Origin of the sequence: Streptomyces sp. 3214.6, assembly GCF_900129855.1 — a bacterium.
Lineage (GTDB): Bacteria > Actinomycetota > Actinomycetes > Streptomycetales > Streptomycetaceae > Streptomyces > Streptomyces soliscabiei.
This window is the reverse complement of sequence record NZ_LT670819.1, coordinates 521917-541494: the sequence shown is the minus strand read 5'-3', so window position 1 is coordinate 541494 and position 19578 is coordinate 521917. Positions and strand designations below refer to the sequence as shown.

The 19578-nt window shown below is 69.5% G+C and carries 15 protein-coding genes and 1 pseudogene; 11 read left to right on the top strand and 5 right to left on the bottom strand.

Annotation, left to right across the window (positions count from 1 at the left end; translation table 11 throughout):
- Positions 1-152: 152 nt before the first annotated feature.
- The 4 genes and pseudogenes from B5557_RS02275 to B5557_RS02260 all read left to right on the top strand — a co-directional run bounded on the left by B5557_RS02275 (position 153) and on the right by B5557_RS02260 (position 4178).
- Positions 153-1097 (top strand): C45 family autoproteolytic acyltransferase/hydolase, encoded by a 945-nt coding sequence (locus B5557_RS02275; RefSeq protein WP_079657514.1) that lies wholly within the window; start codon positions 153-155, stop codon positions 1095-1097.
- A gap of 228 nt (positions 1098-1325) precedes the next feature.
- On the top strand, positions 1326-1874 hold the full coding sequence (locus B5557_RS02270) for a CocE/NonD family hydrolase (protein ID WP_231976223.1): 549 nt from the start codon (positions 1326-1328) through the stop codon (positions 1872-1874).
- 387 nt (positions 1875-2261) lie between these two features.
- Positions 2262-3503, top strand: coding sequence for a L,D-transpeptidase (locus tag B5557_RS02265; protein ID WP_079657513.1), 1242 nt, complete (start codon positions 2262-2264; stop codon positions 3501-3503).
- Positions 3500-4178 (top strand): annotated as a pseudogene (locus B5557_RS02260) (SDR family oxidoreductase). The gene B5557_RS02265 and the pseudogene B5557_RS02260 overlap by 4 nt, the downstream one beginning before the upstream one ends.
- 165 nt (positions 4179-4343) lie before the next feature.
- Here the strand turns inward: B5557_RS02260 and B5557_RS02255 are convergent.
- Positions 4344-4748 carry a tautomerase family protein gene (locus B5557_RS02255; protein WP_079657512.1) on the bottom strand — a complete coding sequence of 135 codons (405 nt, stop codon included), beginning with the start codon at positions 4746-4748 and terminating at the stop codon, positions 4344-4346.
- A gap of 533 nt (positions 4749-5281) precedes the next feature.
- On the bottom strand, positions 5282-6079 hold the full coding sequence (locus B5557_RS02245; RefSeq protein WP_079657510.1) for an AraC family transcriptional regulator: 798 nt from the start codon (positions 6077-6079) through the stop codon (positions 5282-5284).
- Positions 6080-6152: 73 nt separating this feature from the next.
- Here B5557_RS02245 and B5557_RS02240 point away from each other — a divergent pair, with 73 nt between their 5' ends.
- The 3 genes from B5557_RS02240 to B5557_RS02230 all read left to right on the top strand — a co-directional run bounded on the left by B5557_RS02240 (position 6153) and on the right by B5557_RS02230 (position 9044).
- Entirely contained in the window at positions 6153-6971 is an 819-nt protein-coding gene (locus B5557_RS02240; RefSeq protein ID WP_173877630.1) for a phytanoyl-CoA dioxygenase family protein, read from the top strand.
- Positions 6968-7243 (top strand): hypothetical protein, encoded by a 276-nt coding sequence (locus B5557_RS02235; RefSeq protein WP_079657508.1) that lies wholly within the window; start codon positions 6968-6970, stop codon positions 7241-7243. The genes B5557_RS02240 and B5557_RS02235 overlap by 4 nt, the downstream gene beginning before the upstream one ends.
- A 241-nt stretch (positions 7244-7484) precedes the next feature.
- Positions 7485-9044: an RICIN domain-containing protein gene (locus B5557_RS02230; protein WP_443031330.1), complete on the top strand. Its 1560-nt coding sequence runs from the start codon at positions 7485-7487 to the stop codon at positions 9042-9044.
- A 96-nt stretch (positions 9045-9140) separates the two neighbouring features.
- Here the strand turns inward: B5557_RS02230 and B5557_RS02225 are convergent, their stop codons facing one another.
- Positions 9141-11594: an ATP-binding SpoIIE family protein phosphatase gene (locus B5557_RS02225; protein ID WP_231976222.1), complete on the bottom strand. Its 2454-nt coding sequence runs from the start codon at positions 11592-11594 to the stop codon at positions 9141-9143.
- Between the two features lie 256 nt (positions 11595-11850).
- On the bottom strand, positions 11851-12633 hold the full coding sequence (locus tag B5557_RS02220) for an IclR family transcriptional regulator (RefSeq protein ID WP_079657506.1): 783 nt from the start codon (positions 12631-12633) through the stop codon (positions 11851-11853).
- 159 nt (positions 12634-12792) lie between these two features.
- Between B5557_RS02220 and B5557_RS02215 the strand changes: the two genes are divergently transcribed.
- Together B5557_RS02215 and B5557_RS02210 are read left to right on the top strand one after the other, a co-directional pair.
- Positions 12793-13503, top strand: coding sequence for a CoA transferase subunit A (locus B5557_RS02215; protein WP_079664537.1), 711 nt, complete (start codon positions 12793-12795; stop codon positions 13501-13503).
- A 33-nt stretch (positions 13504-13536) separates the two neighbouring features.
- Complete coding sequence (locus tag B5557_RS02210) at positions 13537-14175, top strand: 3-oxoacid CoA-transferase subunit B (RefSeq protein WP_079664538.1); 639 nt, start codon at positions 13537-13539, stop codon at positions 14173-14175.
- A 338-nt stretch (positions 14176-14513) separates the two neighbouring features.
- Here the strand turns inward: B5557_RS02210 and B5557_RS02205 are convergent, their stop codons facing one another.
- On the bottom strand, positions 14514-15155 hold the full coding sequence (locus B5557_RS02205; RefSeq protein WP_079657505.1) for a DUF4232 domain-containing protein: 642 nt from the start codon (positions 15153-15155) through the stop codon (positions 14514-14516).
- 387 nt (positions 15156-15542) lie between these two features.
- Between B5557_RS02205 and B5557_RS02200 the strand changes: the two genes are divergently transcribed.
- Both B5557_RS02200 and B5557_RS02195 read left to right on the top strand, forming a co-directional pair.
- A complete protein-coding gene (locus B5557_RS02200) occupies positions 15543-16502 on the top strand; it encodes a helix-turn-helix domain-containing protein (RefSeq protein WP_173877629.1) in 960 nt (319 codons plus the stop codon).
- A 291-nt stretch (positions 16503-16793) separates the two neighbouring features.
- A complete protein-coding gene (locus tag B5557_RS02195) occupies positions 16794-19550 on the top strand; it encodes a helix-turn-helix transcriptional regulator (RefSeq protein ID WP_231976221.1) in 2757 nt (918 codons plus the stop codon).
- Positions 19551-19578 lie beyond the last annotated feature (28 nt).

Below are 19578 nucleotides of genomic sequence, written 5' to 3'. Positions count from 1 at the left end.
AAACGCCCTGCTCTGCCGCTCGAGACGGTCTGCGCGTACATCGGAAACCTCCACCGGCTGTGCCCGTTGTGGTGTGCGCGCTGTGGTGAACTGCCCGCGAAATTGGCTAGGTTGCCCTCACTTCGCCCGACGTCCGCAAGGAAGCAGCAGCCATGAGCCAACATCAGAAGACGTTCCGTGCGGTCGAGTTCGGCGACGGAAGCGACGGGCGATGGGCCGCCCATACACAGGCTCTCTGGCCGCTCGCGGAGGGGTGGATGACCAAGGAGAGCCGGACCGTGGAGGGCGCGGACCGTGCCTGGAAGCTGTTCGAGGCACACATGCCGGAGCTGGTCCCCGTACTGCACCGCCTCGCGGGCCAGCTCGACCGGCCCGAAGCGACGACCTTCCTCACCCTCGCGACCTTGCGACCCTTCTTCTCGGGCTGCACCCAGATCGGCGGCAGCGGCACCCTGCTGCGCAACTACGACTTCAGCCCCGATGACTGCGAGGGCACCATTGTCTCCTCCCACTTCCTCCGACCGGTGATCGGAACGCAGGATGCGGCGTGGGGTTTGCTGGACGGGATGAACGATGCCGGGCTCGCCGTCTCACTCACCTTCGGCGGCCGTTTCGTCCACGGCCCGGGCTTCGCCATCCTCATCGTCCTGCGCTACCTGCTGGAGACCTGTGACACCGTTGACGAGGCAGTCGGCAAACTGAGGTCCATACCGATCGCAATCCCGCAGAACGTCACCCTTGTCGATCCGGAACAGGCGGTGACGGTGTTCGTGGGACCGGACATCTCACTGACTGAGGCACCAGACGCCTGCGCCGCCAACCACCAGCACATGCCGGTGCCCGACGAGCAGGAGCAGTCCTCCCGGACCCAGGAGCGACTGAGCGCCGTCCGCGCAGCGGGCGCGGACGTGGCGGCGATGCTGAAACCGCCGCTGTACCAGTCCGCGTACGAGGAGGGGCTGGGGACCGTCTATACCGCCCATTACCGGCCCTCCGAGGGCCGTGTGACCTACTACTGGCCCGGCGAGTCCTGGGAGCAGTCCTTCGATGATTTCGCTCCGGGATCCCGCACCGTGACCCTCGGCCGAGCGGGCTGAGAGCCCCCTTCTCGGCCTTGAGCGGAGCAACGGACGTTGAATTTGGAAACTGATCGGTTTACGATGACGAGAAACCGGCCGGTTTTCGTGTCGGGAGTCCGTCGTGACCGTGATCCACGGGTGCCGTCGCCGACTCCGCCGACGGCGCTCGGAACGCCGGCAGGGCTTCATCCACCTCCGGGGTCGCCGCCTCTGGAGCCGGACGCGGACAAGGTGCTGCTGTTCGTCATGGGGATCGACCAGTGGCGCGAGGAGACGGAATGGCCCCTGTCGCGGGCCGTGGACACGGACTTCCACCTGCGCGCGGCCGGACGTCTGACGCAGGAGCGGCCGTCCACCGCCGAGCAGCCCGAGGCGTTCCGTTACGACCCGATGGATCCGGCGCCCATCGCCGGAGGCGCGCTCTGCATGAGCGACGACTTCCGTCCCGGGCCGCTCGACCAGAGCGGCGTCGAGGCGCGCGAGGACGTCCTGGTCTTCACCACCGAACCGCTCACCGAGGACGTCGAAGTGACCGGCCGGGTGCGGGCGGTGCTCTTCGCCGCCACCGACGGGCCCTCGACCGACTGGGTGGCACGCCTGTGCGACGTCGACGAGAACGGTGTCTCCCACAACGTCGTCGGCGGCTCGTGCGGGTCCGGGCGACACCGGGCGAGGTGGCCGAGCACGTCATGGACCTGTGGTCGACCAGCATCGTCTCCGGGCGGGGCACCGGATCCGGGTCCAGGGCACCTCCAGCAACTTCCCGCGCTGGGACCGCAACCTCAACACGGGTGAACCCGAGGAGAGCGCGATCACCGGCCGAGTGGCCCACCAGCAGCTCTTCCACGATCCCGCCCGGCCCTCCCGCATCGTCCTACCGGTGGTTCCGGTCCGGTAGGGAGCGAGGGAGATCGCTGCGGGCGACATGCGGCGGCGCCATCTCGCGGCCGAACACGTCGCGCGGCCGCCATTACGCCGACGTCGGCGGCCGGACCTCTGGCATGCGCGGGCAGGCCGGGGGATCTCGGCGACGCATCCGACAAGACGCATCCGACAATGGGTGGTGTTCGCCACAATTTACCCATTTATGGACAGAGGCATGTCTATAAGTGATGGGAAAGCTGGTTGCACTCCTGCGGCGATCAGCGCAGGGATGCAAAAGACCAGTGGTTGGAGAAGCGTTTGATCGCGCTGTATAAACGACGCACCGGACTGGTGGCTACGGCCGGCGTACTCGGCGGCGTACTCGCAGTCACGGCCCTCGGCGGTACGAGCAACGCTGCCGTCGGCGGCAACGACGCCGGGAACCCCCCGAAGTCTCAGGCGCGAGTAAGCCAGGCGGACACCCAGGAAGCCTCCGACGCCCGCATAGAGATAACGCCCGGGCAAGGCGCCTACGACGTCGGGATCAACGGCCCGGTCAGTGTCACCGTCAGTAAGGGCAAGCTCACCAAGGTGACGATGACCGCCGTCGCTACCGGTGCCGAGATCCCGGGCACTCTGTCCGCGGACGGTACCTCCTGGAAGCTCGACACTCGGCTGGAACGTGCCACCAAGTATCAGATCACCGCAGAGGCCGAGGACGCCAAGGGCCGCTCCGCGACCGGCAACGCCACGATCACCACGGTCTCCCCGGCCAACGACTTCATCGGGCACCTTTCCCCCGAGGACGGCTCGACCGTCGGCGTGGCCATGCCGGTGACGGTCAACTTCAACAACGCGATCAGCGACAAGGCCGCCGTGCAGTCGGAGATCCAGGTCAGCTCCAGCAGCGGCCAGTGGGTCGTCGGCCACTGGTTCAACGACCACCGCCTGGACTTCCGCCCTGAGCATTACTGGAAGCCCGGCTCCATCGTCACCGTCACGCTCAACCGACATGGCATCCAGAAGACGGTCACGTTCAGGATCGGTCGGAGCCAGATCAGCACCGTCGACGCGAAGACGAAGCAGATGACCGTCGTCCGGGACGGCAAGATCATCAAGACCATCCCGATCTCGGCAGGCAGCGCCGAGCACCCGACGTACAACGGTCGGATGGTGATCTCCGAGAAGTTCAGGCACACCCATATGAACGGTGCGAGCGTCGGCCTCACGGAGAAGGACGGCAAGCCCTCGTACGACATCAAGGCCGTACCGCACGCCATGCGCCTGACCGACTCGGGCACGTTCATCCATGGCAACTACTGGGGTGCCGACTCGGTCTTCGGCAAGGTCAACACCAGCCACGGCTGCGTAGGCCTGAAGGATGTCAGGGGCGGCGGCGACGGCAGGCAACCCGCCGCGTGGTTCTTCGACCACTCGATGATCGGCGACGTCGTGATCGTCAAGAACTCCGAGGACAAGACCACGTTGGCTCCCGACAACGGTCTCAGCGATTGGAACATGCCGTGGAGTGAGTGGGTCGGGGGGAGCGCCACCCCCTGACACCAGGCCACTCTCCATACAGCCGAACCGACCCTGCGCGGCCTGCTGGGCGGCTGCTCGCCCCGGCTCAGTACTCCCGGCGCGAGGTCGCCGCCCGCTCCGGCGGCGCCCTGCAGCCGGTACGGCTGGACGTGACGGACCGCTCGGACGTCGCAGCCTTCGTCCAGGACGCCCGCGACCGCCATGGCCGGGTCGACGTCCTTGTCAGCAACGCCGGGGTCATGCCCCTGTCGCGGATGGACTGCCTGCTCGTCGAGGAGTGGGACCGGATGATCGATGTGAACGTCCGCGGCCTGCTGCACGGCATCGCTGCGGCGCTGCCCGTATTCACCGCGCAGGGCTCGGGCCACTTCGTCACGGTCGCGAGCATCGGCGCCCACCAAGTCGTGCCCACCGGCGCCGTCTACTGCGGCACGAAGTACGCGGCCTGGGCGATCACCGAGGGCCTGCGCCAGGAGTGCGACCCCTCGATCCGGGTCACGACCGTCTCGCCCGGCGTGGTCGACCGAACTCGCCGACAGCATCACCGAGCCCGGCGCTGCCGAAGCCATGCGGGCATACCGCGCCCACGCGATCGGATCCGACGCCATCGCCGGAGCGGTCTCCTACGCCCTCGCCCAGCCACCCGACGTCGACGTCAACGAGATCGTCGTACGTCCCGTCCGCCAGCGCTGAATCTTCCACCGCGCGGGCGCGGCGGCGGCGTCCGCAAGCACGGTGGGAAGCCGCAGGCCCGCCGTGGTCTCCATGGAAGCTCCGCCGGTCGGACAGTTCCACGTCGACCTCCAAGTGGGCCCGTGGGCGGGCGCACACCTTCGGCCGATCGCAGGGCGGACGGTGTCAGCGGCCGGGGACGGCCAGCTCGCCCTCGGTGTACTGGGCGCGTCCGAAGCCGAACGACCAGTCCTGAGGGCCGTTTTCGACAATGCCGATGAAGACGTCCTCACCGCTGACGCCGAGGGGGTCCAACTGCTCGGCGATGGCCTGAAAGACGCGTTGCTTGACCTCGGTGGTGCGCCCCGACTGGGTGAAGATCTGGATCATCACCAGGCGGTCGGTTCGCTCGAAGCCGAGGCCCGCGTCGAGGGCGATGATGTGGTCCGCGTCGTGCTCGGTGATGACCTGGAACGTGTCCCGCTCGGGGATGTCCAGCACGTCCACGAGCGCCCGGTGCGTCGCGTCGGCGATCGCCCTCAGCTCGTCCGGACGGCGTCCGCGGATGAGATCGATTCGTACGAATGGCATGTGTCGTTCCTTGCTGGCGCAACCGCTACTTCCGCAACCACCCACACTGTGTCCACTGGTCAACGACCGCGCCTCAGCCGATCGACCCAGCGGCCAGGGCCCCGTCGTGACCGGCGAGAACGCGGCCGAAGCGGCTGGCGATCCGCTGCTCCTGCAGGACCGGCTTCGCCAGGGGTTCGCCCCCAGTGATCGTCAGGCAACGGGATCGGCGCCTTGCGCTCCGCTTGAGCTCGGATCTCAACGTGAGATTCGTGAGCCGTGGTACGGAACGCCTCCTCATACGAGGCCAAGGCTGCACCCATGGCGCTGCCCGCGAGGCCCCGGCGACGAATACGAGATGCCAGCCACGCAAAGAAGCCCAGGACCACTGCGAGGATCGCAACCAAGATCAGGAACGGTAAGAACGCACCCATAGGCGGGAGCCTACTTCGCTGATCCCTGAAGCCCTCCGATGCCGGCCACCACGACGGCACCGAGGACGTGAGCGCCTGACCGGTGTCAGTTGTCCGGCGACAGCTGTCCGTCGGCACCGCTTACGGTTCTGGGCGGTCCAGCCCCGCAGGGACGGCGTCCGCACGTACGTCACGTGGGCTCGCGCCGAGTTCACGGCGGCAGGCCTTGTTGAAGGCCTGGAGGTCCGCGATGCCCACCGCCGCGGCGATGGCGGTGATGGACAGAGTGGAGGACAACAGGAGATGGCGGGCGCGTTGAAGGCGTCGGTGCCGGATGTACGACACGACCGTGAGACCGGTTTCGGCACGGAACACGCGCGTCAGGTGTGTGTGGGAGATTCCGACGGCGTGAGCGACGTCCGGTACGGACAGTGGGCCGGCCAGGTGTTCCTCGACGTACGCCTGTGCGGCGGCCACGAAGGGGTGGCGGCGCCCGGCTCCCTCGCCCCTCGGCAACGCGGCGATGCGCCACAGAGCGGTCCAGACCTCGGCCGTGGCTCGCGGGGGAGAAGTCGGCATGGCTGTCACGGCGTGTCGAAGCAGGTCGGCCAGGCGTGTGCTCTCGGCGGCGGCGTCCTGCATCACCGGCACCACCCGCGCGGTTCCGCGGTCGTGCAGCCGCAGATGGACGTAGAAGTGCTCCGATCTGCCCCGGTAGTGAAAGTGCACCTCCGTGTTCGGCGGCACCAGGCTGACGTGGCCGGGGCGTATGGGGTGGACCGACGGCCCGAGGGATAGGGCACCCTCGTAGTTGTAGAGGTGCAGCTGCCAGAGGTCGGGCAGCCGGAAGACGTCGTGGGCGGTGGAGACGCCGTGTACCCCGATGCCGGCGGCGACCACGGTGGGTGCCTCGTCGAGCCGCAGTGTTGCGTGTTTCACGAGGACGGAAAATTACCAGCACTGGACGAATTCAGCCCACGACCGATCCGGACAGGGCACGTACGTTCGTCGCATGTCAACCAGCAAGCAACTCCTGACATCGGTTCAGGTGGCGCGCTTCGTCGCGCAGGGATTCCTGCGCCTGGACGGGGTGGTGCCGCAGGAGATCAATGAACGGGCCGTCGCGGCCTTGACCGAGGGCCTGCCGGAAGTGGCCTACGGCACTCCGCTGGGGAAGGCGTTCGCGCGGGATACCTTCGTCCACGAGCTGCTCGCCCTGCCGGTCGTCGCAGGCGCTGTCCAGAGCCTGGTCGGCCGCGCGCCTACCGTCGACCACCAGGCGGTGCATGTGCGCGAGCCGCACGAGGGACAGGCGCAGCCGCTCCACGCAGACGCGATCATCGACGTACGGCCGGATGCGTTCGACATCCAGCTCATGTACTACCCGCACAAGGTGACCGCCGAGATGGGCGGCACCCTCAGCGTGCCCGGAAGCCATCTGCGCAGGATCAACGAGACGGACGTAGGCCGCGTCCAGAACCTCAGGGGGCAGACCCGTCTGACCTGCCCGGCAGGCACCGTCGTTCTCGTGCACCACGGCATCTGGCACGGTGGCCGCCGCAACGACACCGCGGGCCGCCGCTACATGTACAAGCTCCGCCTCAATCCGACCGTGCCGCAGGTGCGTCTGTGGGACCTCTCCGACCTGGACGACCCTGCGGTGACAGCCGAACTCAATGCCTACTTCCCCTGGTACGAGCAGGCCACGGCCCGACTGGAGATCTACAACCGGGTCCTGTTGTGGCGGGCCCTGACCGGTGACGACTCGTTCGATGTCGAGTACTGGGTCACGCGTGTCAGCAACCGGCCGACCCTGAGGAGTCACGCATGAGGCAGCAGGTTCTGGTCCTCTATCTCGCCACGTCGGCGCTGGACTCCGACGTCGTGGGCTGGTCCCGATACGACGGGACCGGCCGGACCCGTCCGACGACCGGCGACAGCGACGAACCGCCCTATCCCACAGGGCTTGCCGCGCTGCACGACGGGTGGCGCCTGTTCCAGGCCTCCCAACTGCTGCCGCCTCAGTCCGGTCATGAGTACGACGTCTCCTTCCTCAAACACGAGTTCTTCTTCGAGAAGGTGGAGGACCGCTCCGGCCCTTGACCCGGCGCGGGTCAGGGTGCGCGGGCTCGCCCGGCCCGGGTTGCCGGCGTCGAGGTGGTGGACCCAGGTGTCGGGGAACCGGCGGTTGAATCGGGCGACGCCCGCCGCTCGCAGGTGATCTGCAACGGCGGTGCCGGTCACTGGATCGGATCTCGATGCGGCCGGGTTCTGTCTGGCGCCCCGAGGGGAGCGGGCTGACGCTCTCAGTGGACGAGACACCGATGAAGGGCACGCATATGACATGACATTCAGGGTTCCGTGGCGGAGACGCGGAAGGCGTACGGGGGTGCTCGGCGCGGTGACCGCCCTGATGGTGGCGCTGTCGACCGGACTTGGCGTTGCTGGGACGGCACAGGCGGCCACCGTGGACACGAGCGCGTGGTACGTACTGGTCAACCGTGGCAGCGGAAAGGCGCTCGACGTGGCAGGCGCGAGCACGGCCGACGGGGCGGGCCTTTCGCAGTGGACCCGTCACGACGGCGCCAACCAGCGGTTCCAGTTGGTCGATTCGGGCGGCGGTTACTACCGGCTGAGGGCGCAGCACTCCGGCAAGGTGCTGGACGTCCTCAACCACTCCACGGCCGATCACGCGGACGTCGTGCAGTGGCGCGACGCCAACAGCGCCAACCAACAGTTCCGGCCGGTCGATTCGTCGGACGGCTATGTCCGGCTGATCAACCGCAACAGCGGCAAGGCCGTCGAGGTGGAGAACGCCTCCACCGCGGACGGCGCCAAGGTCGTGCAGTTCACCGACAGGGGCGGGGTCAACCAGCAGTGGCAACTGGTCCGCGTCGGCTCGACGGGAGTGCTGGCGCAGGTGCACACCGCGGGACGGGTCAAGGACGCCGGGAACACGGCGCAGTACAGCTGGCCCGGCGTGTACTTCGAGGGCCGCGTCAGCGGCACCGGCGTGGGCATGGTGCTCAACGACCCGGCCGCCGACTACGACGTCCAGATCGACGGCGCCACCGTGGCCACGCTCGTCACGCCCGGCAACACCACGCGCTGGATCAACGGCCTGTCCAACAGCACGCACACCGTCCGGCTCGTCAAGCGCAACGACACTCCGGGGGACACCAGCACGTTCGGGGGCTTCGTCGCCGCGCCCGGAGGTGCCGTACTGAGCAGACCGGCCGCCCGCAGCCGTCAGATCGAGTTCATCGGCGACTCCCTCACGGTCGGCTACGGCAACCTGTCGAACTCCCGCACCTGCACCTCGGACCAGCTCAAGCGAAGCACCAACTCCGATGTGAGCTACGGCGCCCTCACCGCCCGGCGACTGAACGCCGACTACCAGATCAACGGCTACTCGGGCCTTGGCATGGTGCGCAACTACAACGGAGGCCGGACGGACGTCACGTACCGGAGCTTCTACGACCGTGCCCTGCTGAACGTGCCCGGCGACGTCTGGCAGAACCCGGGCACGTGGCGCCCCCAGGTCGTGGTCGTGAACCTCGGCACCAACGACTTCTCGACCGCCATCAACCCCGGTGAGCCGTGGACGCCCGACAGCCTCGCGGCCGCCTACCGCAGCGCCTACGGCGACTTCATCCAGAAGCTGCGCACGCGCTACGGGGCCGACACGACCATCGTGGCGGTGGGCGCCGGTCAGTACGCCGCTCATGTCCAGCAGGTGGTCAAGGGGCGCAACGACGCCGGCGACAGCCGGGTCCGCTACTGGTCCCTCGACGAGACGGGCCTGGACTTCCTCGGCTGCGACTGGCACTACTCCGCCCACGACGACCGTCTCATCGCCGACCGGCTCACCCCTTTCATCGCCGGTCTGCCGACAGGCTGGTGAACCAGGAGTGGGATGACGGCGACAGCGGCTGCCAGGGGCAACGCTGTGGGGGCCGGCCCACGCAGCGACCGTGCATCGTCGGCCCGGGTGTGGTGCTCAGTGCGGCTCAGGCCGGGGGAGGTTCTGCGCGCACCAGATCGTCTTGCCGTTGGTCGTGTGCCGGGTGCCCCACCCCTGGGTGAGCTGGGCGACGAGCAGCAGGCCCCGGCCGCCCTCGTCGAAGGCGCGGGCCCGGCGCAGGTGCGGGGCGGTGTTGCTGGCGTCGGAGACCTCGCAGATCAGGGAGGTGTCGCGGATCAGCCGCAGCTTGATCGGCGGCTCGCCGTATCTGATGGCGTTGGTGACCAGCTCGCTGACGACCAGTTCGGTGACGAATGACGCCTCCTCCAGGCCCCAGGCGTCCACCTGGTCGACGGCGAACTTCCTGGCGCGCGGCACCTGCGCGGTGTCGGGCTCGACGTCCCAGTCGGCGACGTGGTGGGGATCCAGCGCGTGCGTGCGAGCGAGCAGCAGGGCGGCGTCGTCGGTGCGGTGATCAGGGAGCATGGCGCTGATCACTGTGTCGCACAGTGCTTCCAGCGAGGTGGCCGAGTGGTTCAGGACCCGCTGCAGTTCGACGATCCCCGTATCGACGTCGCGCTCGCGGCTTTCCAGCAGTCCGTCGGTGTAGAGGGCGAGCAGGCTGTTCTCGGGCAGCTCGAGCTCGGTGGCTTCGAAGGGCAGCCCGCCGATGCCGAGTGGCGGTCCCGGATGGGAGGGTACCGGGGTCCTGGTGCCGTCCGGGGAGATGACCAGCGGCAGGGGATGGCCGGCGCTGGCCAGCGTGAGGCGGCGGGCGACCGGGTCGTAGACGGTGTACAGGCAGGTGGCGCCGGTCTCGCCGGTCGGCTGGAAATGTCCGGTGGACTGGAGGTCGCTGGCGAGGTGGAGGACCAGGTCGTCGAGGTGGGTCAACAGCTCGTCGGGTGGCAGGTCGACGTCGGCGAGGGTGCGGACCGCCGTACGCAGTCGGCCCATGCTGGCCGAAGCGTGCAGGCCGTGGCCGACGACATCGCCGACGACCAGGGCGACCCGGGCGCCGGACAGCGGAATGACGTCGAACCAGTCGCCGCCCACTTCCGCGCCGGTCCCGGCGGGCAGGTAGCGGGTTGCCACCTCGACCGCCTCCTGGTTCGGCAGTCCCTGCGGCAGCAGGGTGCGTTGCAGGGTCAGCGCGGTCGTGCGCTCGCGCGAGTACCGGCGGGCGTTGTCGATGGCGACGGCTGCCTTGGCGGTCAGCTCTTCGGCGAGGATCAGGTCGTCGGCGGTGAAGGCCTCTGGCCGGTCGAGGCGGGAGAAGGCGACGACGCCGAGCAGCGCGCCACGCGCACGGAGCGGCACGGTGATCCGGCCGGTCAGCCCGTCCGCGGCGAGGGACTCGTCGATCACCGGATTGCCCGGCGGCCAGTGGGCCGGGTCGGCGGCGAGTCCGGGCCCGAAGGCCCATTCGCCGCCCTCGCCGGGCTCAGCGGCGAGTTCCACCGTGGACCTGCCGGTGGTCATGCAGCGGGCGGCGACGGATCCAGCCGTGTGACGGACCGGTGTCGGGGGCCCGGGAGCCCGGTCGGTGTCCTCCTTCGCGCTGTGCTGGGCGGCACGGCTGAGCGAGATGTCCTCGCCGGGGGCGAAGGCGGACACGGAGGGCGGTTCCTCTCCGCGCAGCACCTCGTCGAGGAGATCCACGCTGACGAGGTCGGCGAATCCCGGCACCGGGGTCCCGGCCAGTTCCTGGGCGGTGCCGATCACGTCGAGTGTCCGGCCGATGCCGCCGCTGGCCTTGTTGAGGATGAGCAGGCGCTGCCGGGCCCAGTACTCGGCGCTCATGTCGAATCCCCAGTTGGCGACCGCGCGGACCGTGCCCTCGGCATCCCGGACGGGCCAGATACTGGTGGCCCAGGCGTTGGCGTAGTTGCTGCCGAGCGGGCGGAAGACGGTGATGAGACGCGTGGGCTCGCCCGTCCTCGCCACTTCGGCCAGCGCATCGGTGTAGGGCTTGTCGTCCCTTTCGGGAAACAGCGTGCGGTCGAATTCGGGAAGCACCTCGCGGTACTTCCTGCCGAGCACCTGCTCCTCGGAGTGCGCGATCACCCGGCCGGAGGAGGCGTTGATCCACAGGAACCGCAGCTCAGGGTCGTAGACGCCCAGAGCGAAGGGGCACTGCTCGAAGGCCCGGTCGGCGATCACCGGGCGGCGTCCCCAGCGCTGGATGGTCAGCACGTGACCCACTACCCGCTCGCCGGGGCCGAACAGCGGGTGAGCCGCCACCATGGCGTCCATCGTGGAACCGTCCCGGTGGCGCAGGGGCATGAACCCCGTGGGGTCGGGGCCCGTGCCGTAGCCCTCGGGGAAGCCGGGCGGCGGGGGGTCGACCAGCAGATCGGCCACGGGGCGGCCGACGGTGTCCTCCGCCGTCCAGCCCAGGAGCAGCCGCCCTGCCTCGCTCCAGCCGCTCACCAGGCCGCCTCGGTCCACCACGACAGCGGCAGTGGGGGCATCCTGCCTGTCGGCCATTTCCACGTGCCAGGCCTCCGTCCGGACAGCCGTGCCCGTCAGCCCTGGTTTCCAGCGGCTGCTTCCAGCCTAGATCGGCTCCACCTCCACGGCGCTCCGGCCGGTGCGTTCGGGCTGTCGGGTGTCGGGTGCCAGGTACCGGAGTGAACGGGGCTCGGGCCTTCGCGCCCCCGTTCGACAGCAGCCGCGATGCCTCCGCCGAAGTGACCGGCGGCCGCGGGCCGCAGCCGACATCAGTTCCCGACGTCCGCGCCGGTCAGCGTCGGCCACCGGTGCCGGTGTTCAGCCTGCGGCCGAGCGCGTGCGCCTCGCGCAGGAGGAGCGCGCCGAGTTCAGGTCTGCGCTCGGCGCGGAACCTGGTCTCCACCCCCGTCACGGTCAACGCCCACGCGGGCTGCCCGGCACGGTCGAACACCGCTGCCGCCATGCCCCAACTGCCTTCCACGACGAGTCCGGGGTTCACGGCGTAGCCGTCGATCCGGGTCTGCGCGATCCGCTCGCGCACCGCGTCCGGCGCGTGTGCCGGACCCCACCGGTCGGCCAGGTAACCGTCGGCGAGATAGGCGTCGATCTCGGTGTCGTCGAGGAACGACAGGACCGCCAGGCCCGCCGATACGACTCCGAGCGGGAAGCGCGCGCCCTCGTACAGCACGAAGGAGCGGATCGGAAAGTCCCCGTCCTCACGCAGCAGGCACACCGTCTCGTCACCCCGCCGGGCCGAGAAGAACGCGCTCTCTCCCGTCACCGCCGCGAGCCGGTGCACGCTCTCACGTGCCTGGCGGGTGATGTCGTAGCGAATGCCGGCCACCCCGCCGAGCAGATACAGCTCGGGGCCGAGGAACCAACGCCCACTGCGTCGATCGCGGTCGACGAATCCCTCCTCCGCCAACGAGACGAGCAGCCGGTGCACGGTCGGCCTCGGCAGGCTTGTCGCTCTCGCCAGCTCGGCAGTGCCCGCACCGGCCTCGTTGACCGTCGACAGCGCGCGCAGCAGCGCGCCCATCCTGCCGACGAGGTGAGCCGCCGGGGTCGCGTCCATGCCCTCATCGTACGTTCACTCAGTGGACGCTGTGTGGGGTCCCTGCTCGCCCGCCAACCGGTTTTCCCCGCCAGGGGCGCCATTCCTTGCATGTCAGAGGCGCGCGAGAGTTGACTCTGCCGCTCGGACAGTGAACGCATCGGATGGGAGGTGGACGAGTTGATCAAGCTGCGCGCGACCGCGGAAGAGGCCTTGGCCGACGTACTGACCGATGGGATGACGATCGCCGTCGGCGGGTTCGGTCTCTGCGGCGTTCCGTACGACCTCATCGAGGTCGTACGGGACAGCGGGGTCACGGGGCTGACGGTCGTGTCCAACAACATGGGGGTCGACGGCAAGGGCCTCGGTCTGCTGCTGGAGAACCGTCAGGTGACCAAGGTGATCGCCTCCTACGTCGGCGAGAACAAGCTGTTCGCCCAGCAGTACCTGGACAAGGTTCTCGATGTGGAGTTCGCGCCGCAGGGCACGCTCGCCGAGCGCATGTGCGCCGGTGGGGCGGGCATCCCGGCCTTCTACACCAGGGCCGGCGTGGGTACACCCGTCGCCGAGGGCAAGCCGCACGCCGAGTTCGACGGACACGTCCACGTCCAGGAGCGCGCGATCGTCGCCGACCTCGCACTCGTGCACGCCCACACCGCCGACCGGGCGGGCAACCTGACGTACCGGGCCGCCGCACGCAACTTCAACCCCCTCGTGGCCACCTGCGGCCGGGTGACCGTCGCCGAGGCCGAGCACCTCACCGAGGAGTTCATCGACCCCGAATCGGTCACCACCCCCGGCGTCTACGTCAGCCGTCTGGTGGTCGCGCGCAAGCGGACCAGGGAAATCGAACAGCGCACGGTCCGTTCCCGCGTGACCGTCGAAGCATAGGAGAGACAACTCGTGCCCCGGACACGCGACGAGATGGCCGCGGTCGCGGCCGCCGAACTCAACGACGGCGACTACGTGAACCTCGGCATCGGGATCCCGACCCTCGTGGCCAACCACATTCCCGACGGCGTCCAGGTGACCTTGCAGAGCGAGAACGGCATCCTCGGCCTCGGCCCGTTCCCCTGGGAGGGCGAAGAGGACGCCGACGTCATCAACGCGGGCAAGCAGACGGTCACCGTCAACCCCGGAGCGAGTTACTTCGACTCGGCGACGTCCTTCGGCATGATCCGCGGCGGTCACATCGACATCGCCATCCTGGGAGCCCTCCAGGTGAGCGCGAGGGGCGACCTCGCGAACTGGACCATCCCCGGCGCCCTCGTGAAGGGCATGGGCGGCGCCATGGACCTCGTGGTCGGGGCCCGTCGGATCGTCGTGCTCACCGACCACGTCGCCAAGGACGGAAGTCCGAAGATCGTCGACGACTGCACGCTGCCGCTGACCGCCGCCGGCGTGGTCGATCGCATCATCACCGATCTCGCCACCATCGACGTGAGCAGGGATGGCCTGCGATTGCGGGCTCTCGCTCCGGGCGTTACCGAGGAAGAGGTTCGGGCGAAGACCGGTGCGCCGCTGCACCTGTCCGCTGAGGCAGCGGCGGGGGCCCGCCACTGACCCTGCTGAACTCCGCCCACGGCGACTGGCGGGTGGGCTCCGATGCCCCAGGTCTTGGGAATGAGGCAGGCCGGATGGGTGCGCGACAGATCCTTGGAAGGCGGGTGACCGTCCCTCGGGTGACGAAGGCCAGTTACCCGAGCGTCGTCGTGACTGTCGGCCGGTCCGCCCAAGAGGTCGAAGCCAGCGCGGAAGCGGTGATGCCGGCTGCAGGCGCGCGGCCGTCGGTTGGTCGAGCGCACGGTGGTCTGGCCGGCCGGATGCCGCCTTGGAGCTGGTCGAGGGCGCGGCCCGCCCGCTCACGCCGTCGACCGGTGCCGACGCGGATGCTGCCGAGGTCAACCGCCGTCGCCCGGCCTGAGCGGGCTCACCTGCGGAACCGACGCCTTGCCCGTGTTGGAGACCTTGTCGCCGCTCCAGGCCACCTTGATCGACGCGGTCTCGTCGGGAGGGGTGACGAGGACGGCCGCAGGGGTCACGGTGGTCACGCCGGTGGCCGCCGGATTGGCGAACGTCAGCGCCGACCACGCACTGGCACCGGGCTTCAGCGTCACCGTCGGCTCCTCCTGGCCGACGGCCCGCCCGGGGTCCGGCGTGACCGCCTCCCCGCCGCCGTCGACGAAGGCGATGCCGGGAAAGCCGTAGACCGTGCAGGTGCGGGTCGAGTTGTTCGTCAGGACGACGGCGAAGTTCTCCTGACCGGCTCCGGGACGGTTCGGGCCGATGGAGGCGCGCAGGTCTGCGGTACGGCAGCGAGTGGACGGTGCGGTCGTCGCGGGGGACGAGGAGGGCCGGGCCGGGGCCACTGACGGTGCCGACGTACTCGCGTCCGGCGGGGTACTGGCGAGCGGATCGCTGCCGGTGGCGCCTCCTGACTTGTCGTCGCTCGTGCACGCGGTCAGTACGACGGCCAGGGCGCCGACCGCTGCCAGAGCCACGGCGGCTCGGCGGCGTCCAGGGTGTCTCGGTTGGCTGGACATGCTGCTCCTGACTCGGTTCCGCGCGGCGGTCCGGATCATGAGGCCGCCGCGGTCAGGCTAGGAGGAGCCCGGAAGAAAGATTGACCGTCAGCGCACGGCAGGCGGCCCGGCAGTGCATGGGCGGGCCACCGCCCGGCCCTCTCCACCACGACTGTCCCGGCTCGGAGCCGGTCACGGTCGCCCGGACAGGTCCTAGCCAGTCCAGTGCGAGTGCCGGACCGTGACCACGCAAGAGGAATCGGCGAACCGCGCGGACCGTACGTCACATGACGGATGGCACCGGCGGCCGAGAAGCCGAGAGTGAATGCAGGAGACAGTCGTCTTCGCCCCGGCTGCCACCGATGTCCCGCCAGGGCTCCCCGGCCTGCACGACCCTGACGAGGAGTCATGATGTCCGTCGTAGTCCCCACCGTGCCGTTCTCGCCTTCCGAACGGGCGGATTACTGGCACAGCCTGGTCTCCAACACATTCATACCGCTGGACGTGACGCTTCACGAGCGTGAACGCTCGGTGGGGACGATCAGCAGCGCGCGGCTCGGCCCCTTGCGGATCTCCGTGGTCGGGGCCGGCCCCCAGACGGTTTCGCGCCACAGACGCCTGATCGCCCAGGGCGGCGAGGAGTACCTGACCGTCACCTTGCAGCAGCGGGGTACGGCGAGGCTCAGCCAGGACGGACGCCAGGTTGTGGCCAAGCCCGGAACCTTCACCTGCACTGACACGGGACGGCCCTTCACGAGAGAGCATCCCGACGACTTTCGTTTCACCTGGTTCGGTGTGCCGAAGAAGGAGCTGGGCATGTCGGACACCGAGCTGCGGACGATCACCGGAACTTTGTTCAGCGGCAGTTCCGGTACGTCCGGACTCGTCGCCGGATATCTGGCACGCCTGGCCGACCACGCGGCCGCATTCGACTCGTCCACGGGGCGGCGACTCGCGATGACCGCCGTGGATCTGCTGACGGTGATGGTGCGCGAACGCCAGGGCCGACTGGACCCTCAGGCTTCGGACACGGCCCGGGGCATGCTGGCACGAGTCAAGGCGTACATCCTTCGGAACCTGGCCGACTCCGAGCTCTCACCGGAGAGGATCGCGGTCGCGCACCACATATCGGTCCGGTACCTCCACAACCTCTTCCGCTCGGAAGGGATCACGGTAGGCCGTTGGATCCACCGCGAGCGCCTGGAGAGGTGCCGAGGTGATCTGTCACGGCCTTCGGGGACGGCGCCGACCGTGTCCGCGGTTGCGCAGCGCTGGGGTTTTGTGAGCGCTTCCCACTTCTCCCGGGTCTTTCGCACTGCCTACGGCATGTCACCCCGGGAATGGCAGGCCAGCACCCGTCACACGTGAGCAGCGGCCTGTGCTCCCGCTCCAGCGCGCCGGCCGTGACGGGCAGCCGCAGCCGCAGCCGGTGCGCCCGCGCCCGTGGTCCTGGGACCGTGCTGCCCCGCACGAGATGGATGGCAAAATGTCTGCCGTCTGCCTCGCTGTCGTGACTGGCAGGGGAGATGCGCACAAGGACAGGGGAGAACATCGTGGCCGAACCGTTCAAGGATGTTCCCCGGATACCCTGCGCCGACGCGGCGACCGTGGCCCGGCACGGGGGCTAGGCGCAGCACCATGCGGTCGTTCGAACCACATATGTCCCCCTTGGGCCGGCAGGACGAGATCGCTCGCCTTCTGCGAATCGTCGAGGGCCCTGGCGAACCGCGGACGCTGATCCTGCTCGGCGAGGCCGGCACGGGCAAGTCGAGGCTGCTGGCGGTCGCCGTCGACCACGCTCGGGACAGCGGAGCGCTCGTGCTGGCGTGCCAGGGCACGGAGGCCGAGTCGCGACAGTCCTTCGCGTCCCTGCACCAGTTGCTCCTGCCCGTTCTGCACGAGGCCGCCACGCTGGCCGAGCATCTGCGCAACGCACTCGAGACGGCGTTCGGCATCGCGCCCGTGGAGGGACCGTCCGACCCCATGCAGCTGCGTGTCGCGGTCCTGACGCTGCTGACCGAGGTCTCCCGGCGGCAGCGTGTCGTGCTGACGATCGACGACGTTCAGCACTTCGACCGGGACTCCTTGGAGGTCCTCAGCTTCGTGATGCGCCGCCTCACCGCCGCCGACGTGCCAGTGCTGCTGGCGGCACGCGGGCAGACACCCCCCGAGGGGGTTCCGGAGGCCCTGCCCACCATGCTGTTGGGGCCGCTGACCGAACGGGCCGCGGCCGAACTCGTGGACGCGCAGCCGCACGTTCCCACCGGCCGGACGCGGATCGAACTGCTGCGCCAGGCCCGCGGAAATCCGCTGGCCATCATCGAACTGTGCCGTGCGGCCGGAACGGGCGGCGTGGGAGTACTGCCCGGCGGCGGCGGACTGCCGCAGACCGAGCGCATCCAGCAGTTGTACTCCGCCCGCCTGCGCGGCCTGCCGGACATGACCCGGCGACTGGTCCTTTACGCGGCGGCGTCGCAGTACGAAGACCTTGACACGATCATGGCGGCCGCGGGCGCCGGGTCGGATCTCTGGGCATGGGCCCCGGCCGAGGAAGCCGGCCTCGTGACCGTCGTGGACGGGCGGGTGGTCTTCCGCCACCCGTTGGCCCGCGCGGGTTCCTACCACACGGCGCCCGCCTATCTCCGGCAGCAGGTGCACCGGGACCTGGCCGCGTCCCTCACGGCCGACCCGGCCCGCCGGGCCTGGCACCTGGCCGCAGCATGCATCGGCCAGGACGAGTCCGTGGCCGCGGCCTTGGAGGACACCGCCGAACTGGCCGAACGACTCGGCGGGTTCTTCGCGGCGGGCGCGGCCCTGCAACGGTCAGCCGAGTGCAGCCCCGCGACCGCCGACCGGGCGCGCCGCTACGCGAAGGCGCTGAGGGCCGCCCAGAACGCCGGCGACCCCTCGTGGGTCGGCGAACTCTACGACAAGATCACAGCGCTCACCGAGGACCGGGACCTGCTGGGCATGGCGGCCTGCGCCGCGGGCATGGCCCTGTCGCTGTTCGGTCACCAGCGGCAGGGGTTCCAGGTGCTGATGAGTGCGCTGGAGCCGAATCCGCCCGGGGACGCCATGACGGTGCTCGCTCTGACAAGCGTGCTCAACGCGGTCGGGTTCCAGTCAGGCCTGCCCGAGGTCAGGCACCCGATAACCTCGCTGCTGAGCGGAGTACGGGGCGGGGGCCGCGACACCGCCTACGCCGAGCTGAAGACGACCGATGCCAGTGATGCGGTGCTGGCCGCGACCCTGGCCGGGGCCGACCCGACCGCTGCCACACAGTTGTTGTGTGGCGTCCGCCGACGACCGGGCTCGCCACAGCCGTCGCTCGACATCGCCGAGATGACCCGGGGCATGGCCGTAGGCGCGGTTGCCTACTACGCCGACGAGTCCGATCTGTGCGTGGAGTCCTTCCGCCGGGTCTACCCCGTGCTCAGCGCGTACGGTGCCATGGGCTCCGCCGCGCCCACGTGCATGCCGATGGCCGCGACGTTGATCGACACCGGCCGGTGGACGGAGGCCGACCAGCACCTGGAGAAGACCGCGGCGCTGGCGGCGGTTCACAAGTGGAGGCATCTGCAGATCGACACCGAGGCGCTGCGGGCGATCCTGCGCGCCCTGCGCGGCGAACCCGCGTCCATGCCGGCGGACCAGGCATGGACGGCAGTCGCACTGGAGGAGAACCGCGCCACCCATGCACGACTCCTGCGGGCCGCCGGTACCTCCGCCATGTCGTCCGGCGACTTCGACGCCGCGTTCCGGCACTTCCGGTCCCTGTTCGGCGAGGACGGCACGGCGCTGCACTACTTCCTGTCCCCCCGCTCGGTCGCCGATCTCGCCGCGGCCGCCCAGCGGACGGGCCGCCAGGAGGAGGCGGCACACGTCCTGGAGGTGGTGCGCGCCGCGATGGGGGAGCGCCCGACGACCCGGATGACGCTGCTGATGCACCACGCCGCCGCGCTGGCCGGCGACCCGAAGGACGCCGAACACCATTTCCGGCTCGCCACGGTGAACCCGGTAGGCGATCAGTGGCCACTGGCCCGGGCGCAGGCGAGACTCCACTACGCGCAGTGGCTGCGCAGACAGCGGCGCCCCCTGGACGCCCGCCCCCTCCTGGCCACCGCGCTGGAGACGTTCACCCGGCTCGGCGCGTCCGTCCTGGCCGAGGAGGCCCGCGCCGAGTTGCGGGCGACCGGCGTGGCCACCACCGCCCCCGCCCAGGCCGACCCGCTGGCGGAACTGACCGCCCAGCAGTGCCAGATCGTAAGGCTGGCGGCACGAGGGCTGCGCAACCGGGAGATAGCGGAGCAGCTGATGATCTCCCCGCGTACGGTCAGCACCCACCTCTACAACGTCTATCCGAAGCTGGGCGTCAGCAGCCGCAACCAGCTCCGCGACCTGTTCGACGATCTGTGATCCCACGACGGGGCGCGCTGGCGGGGCG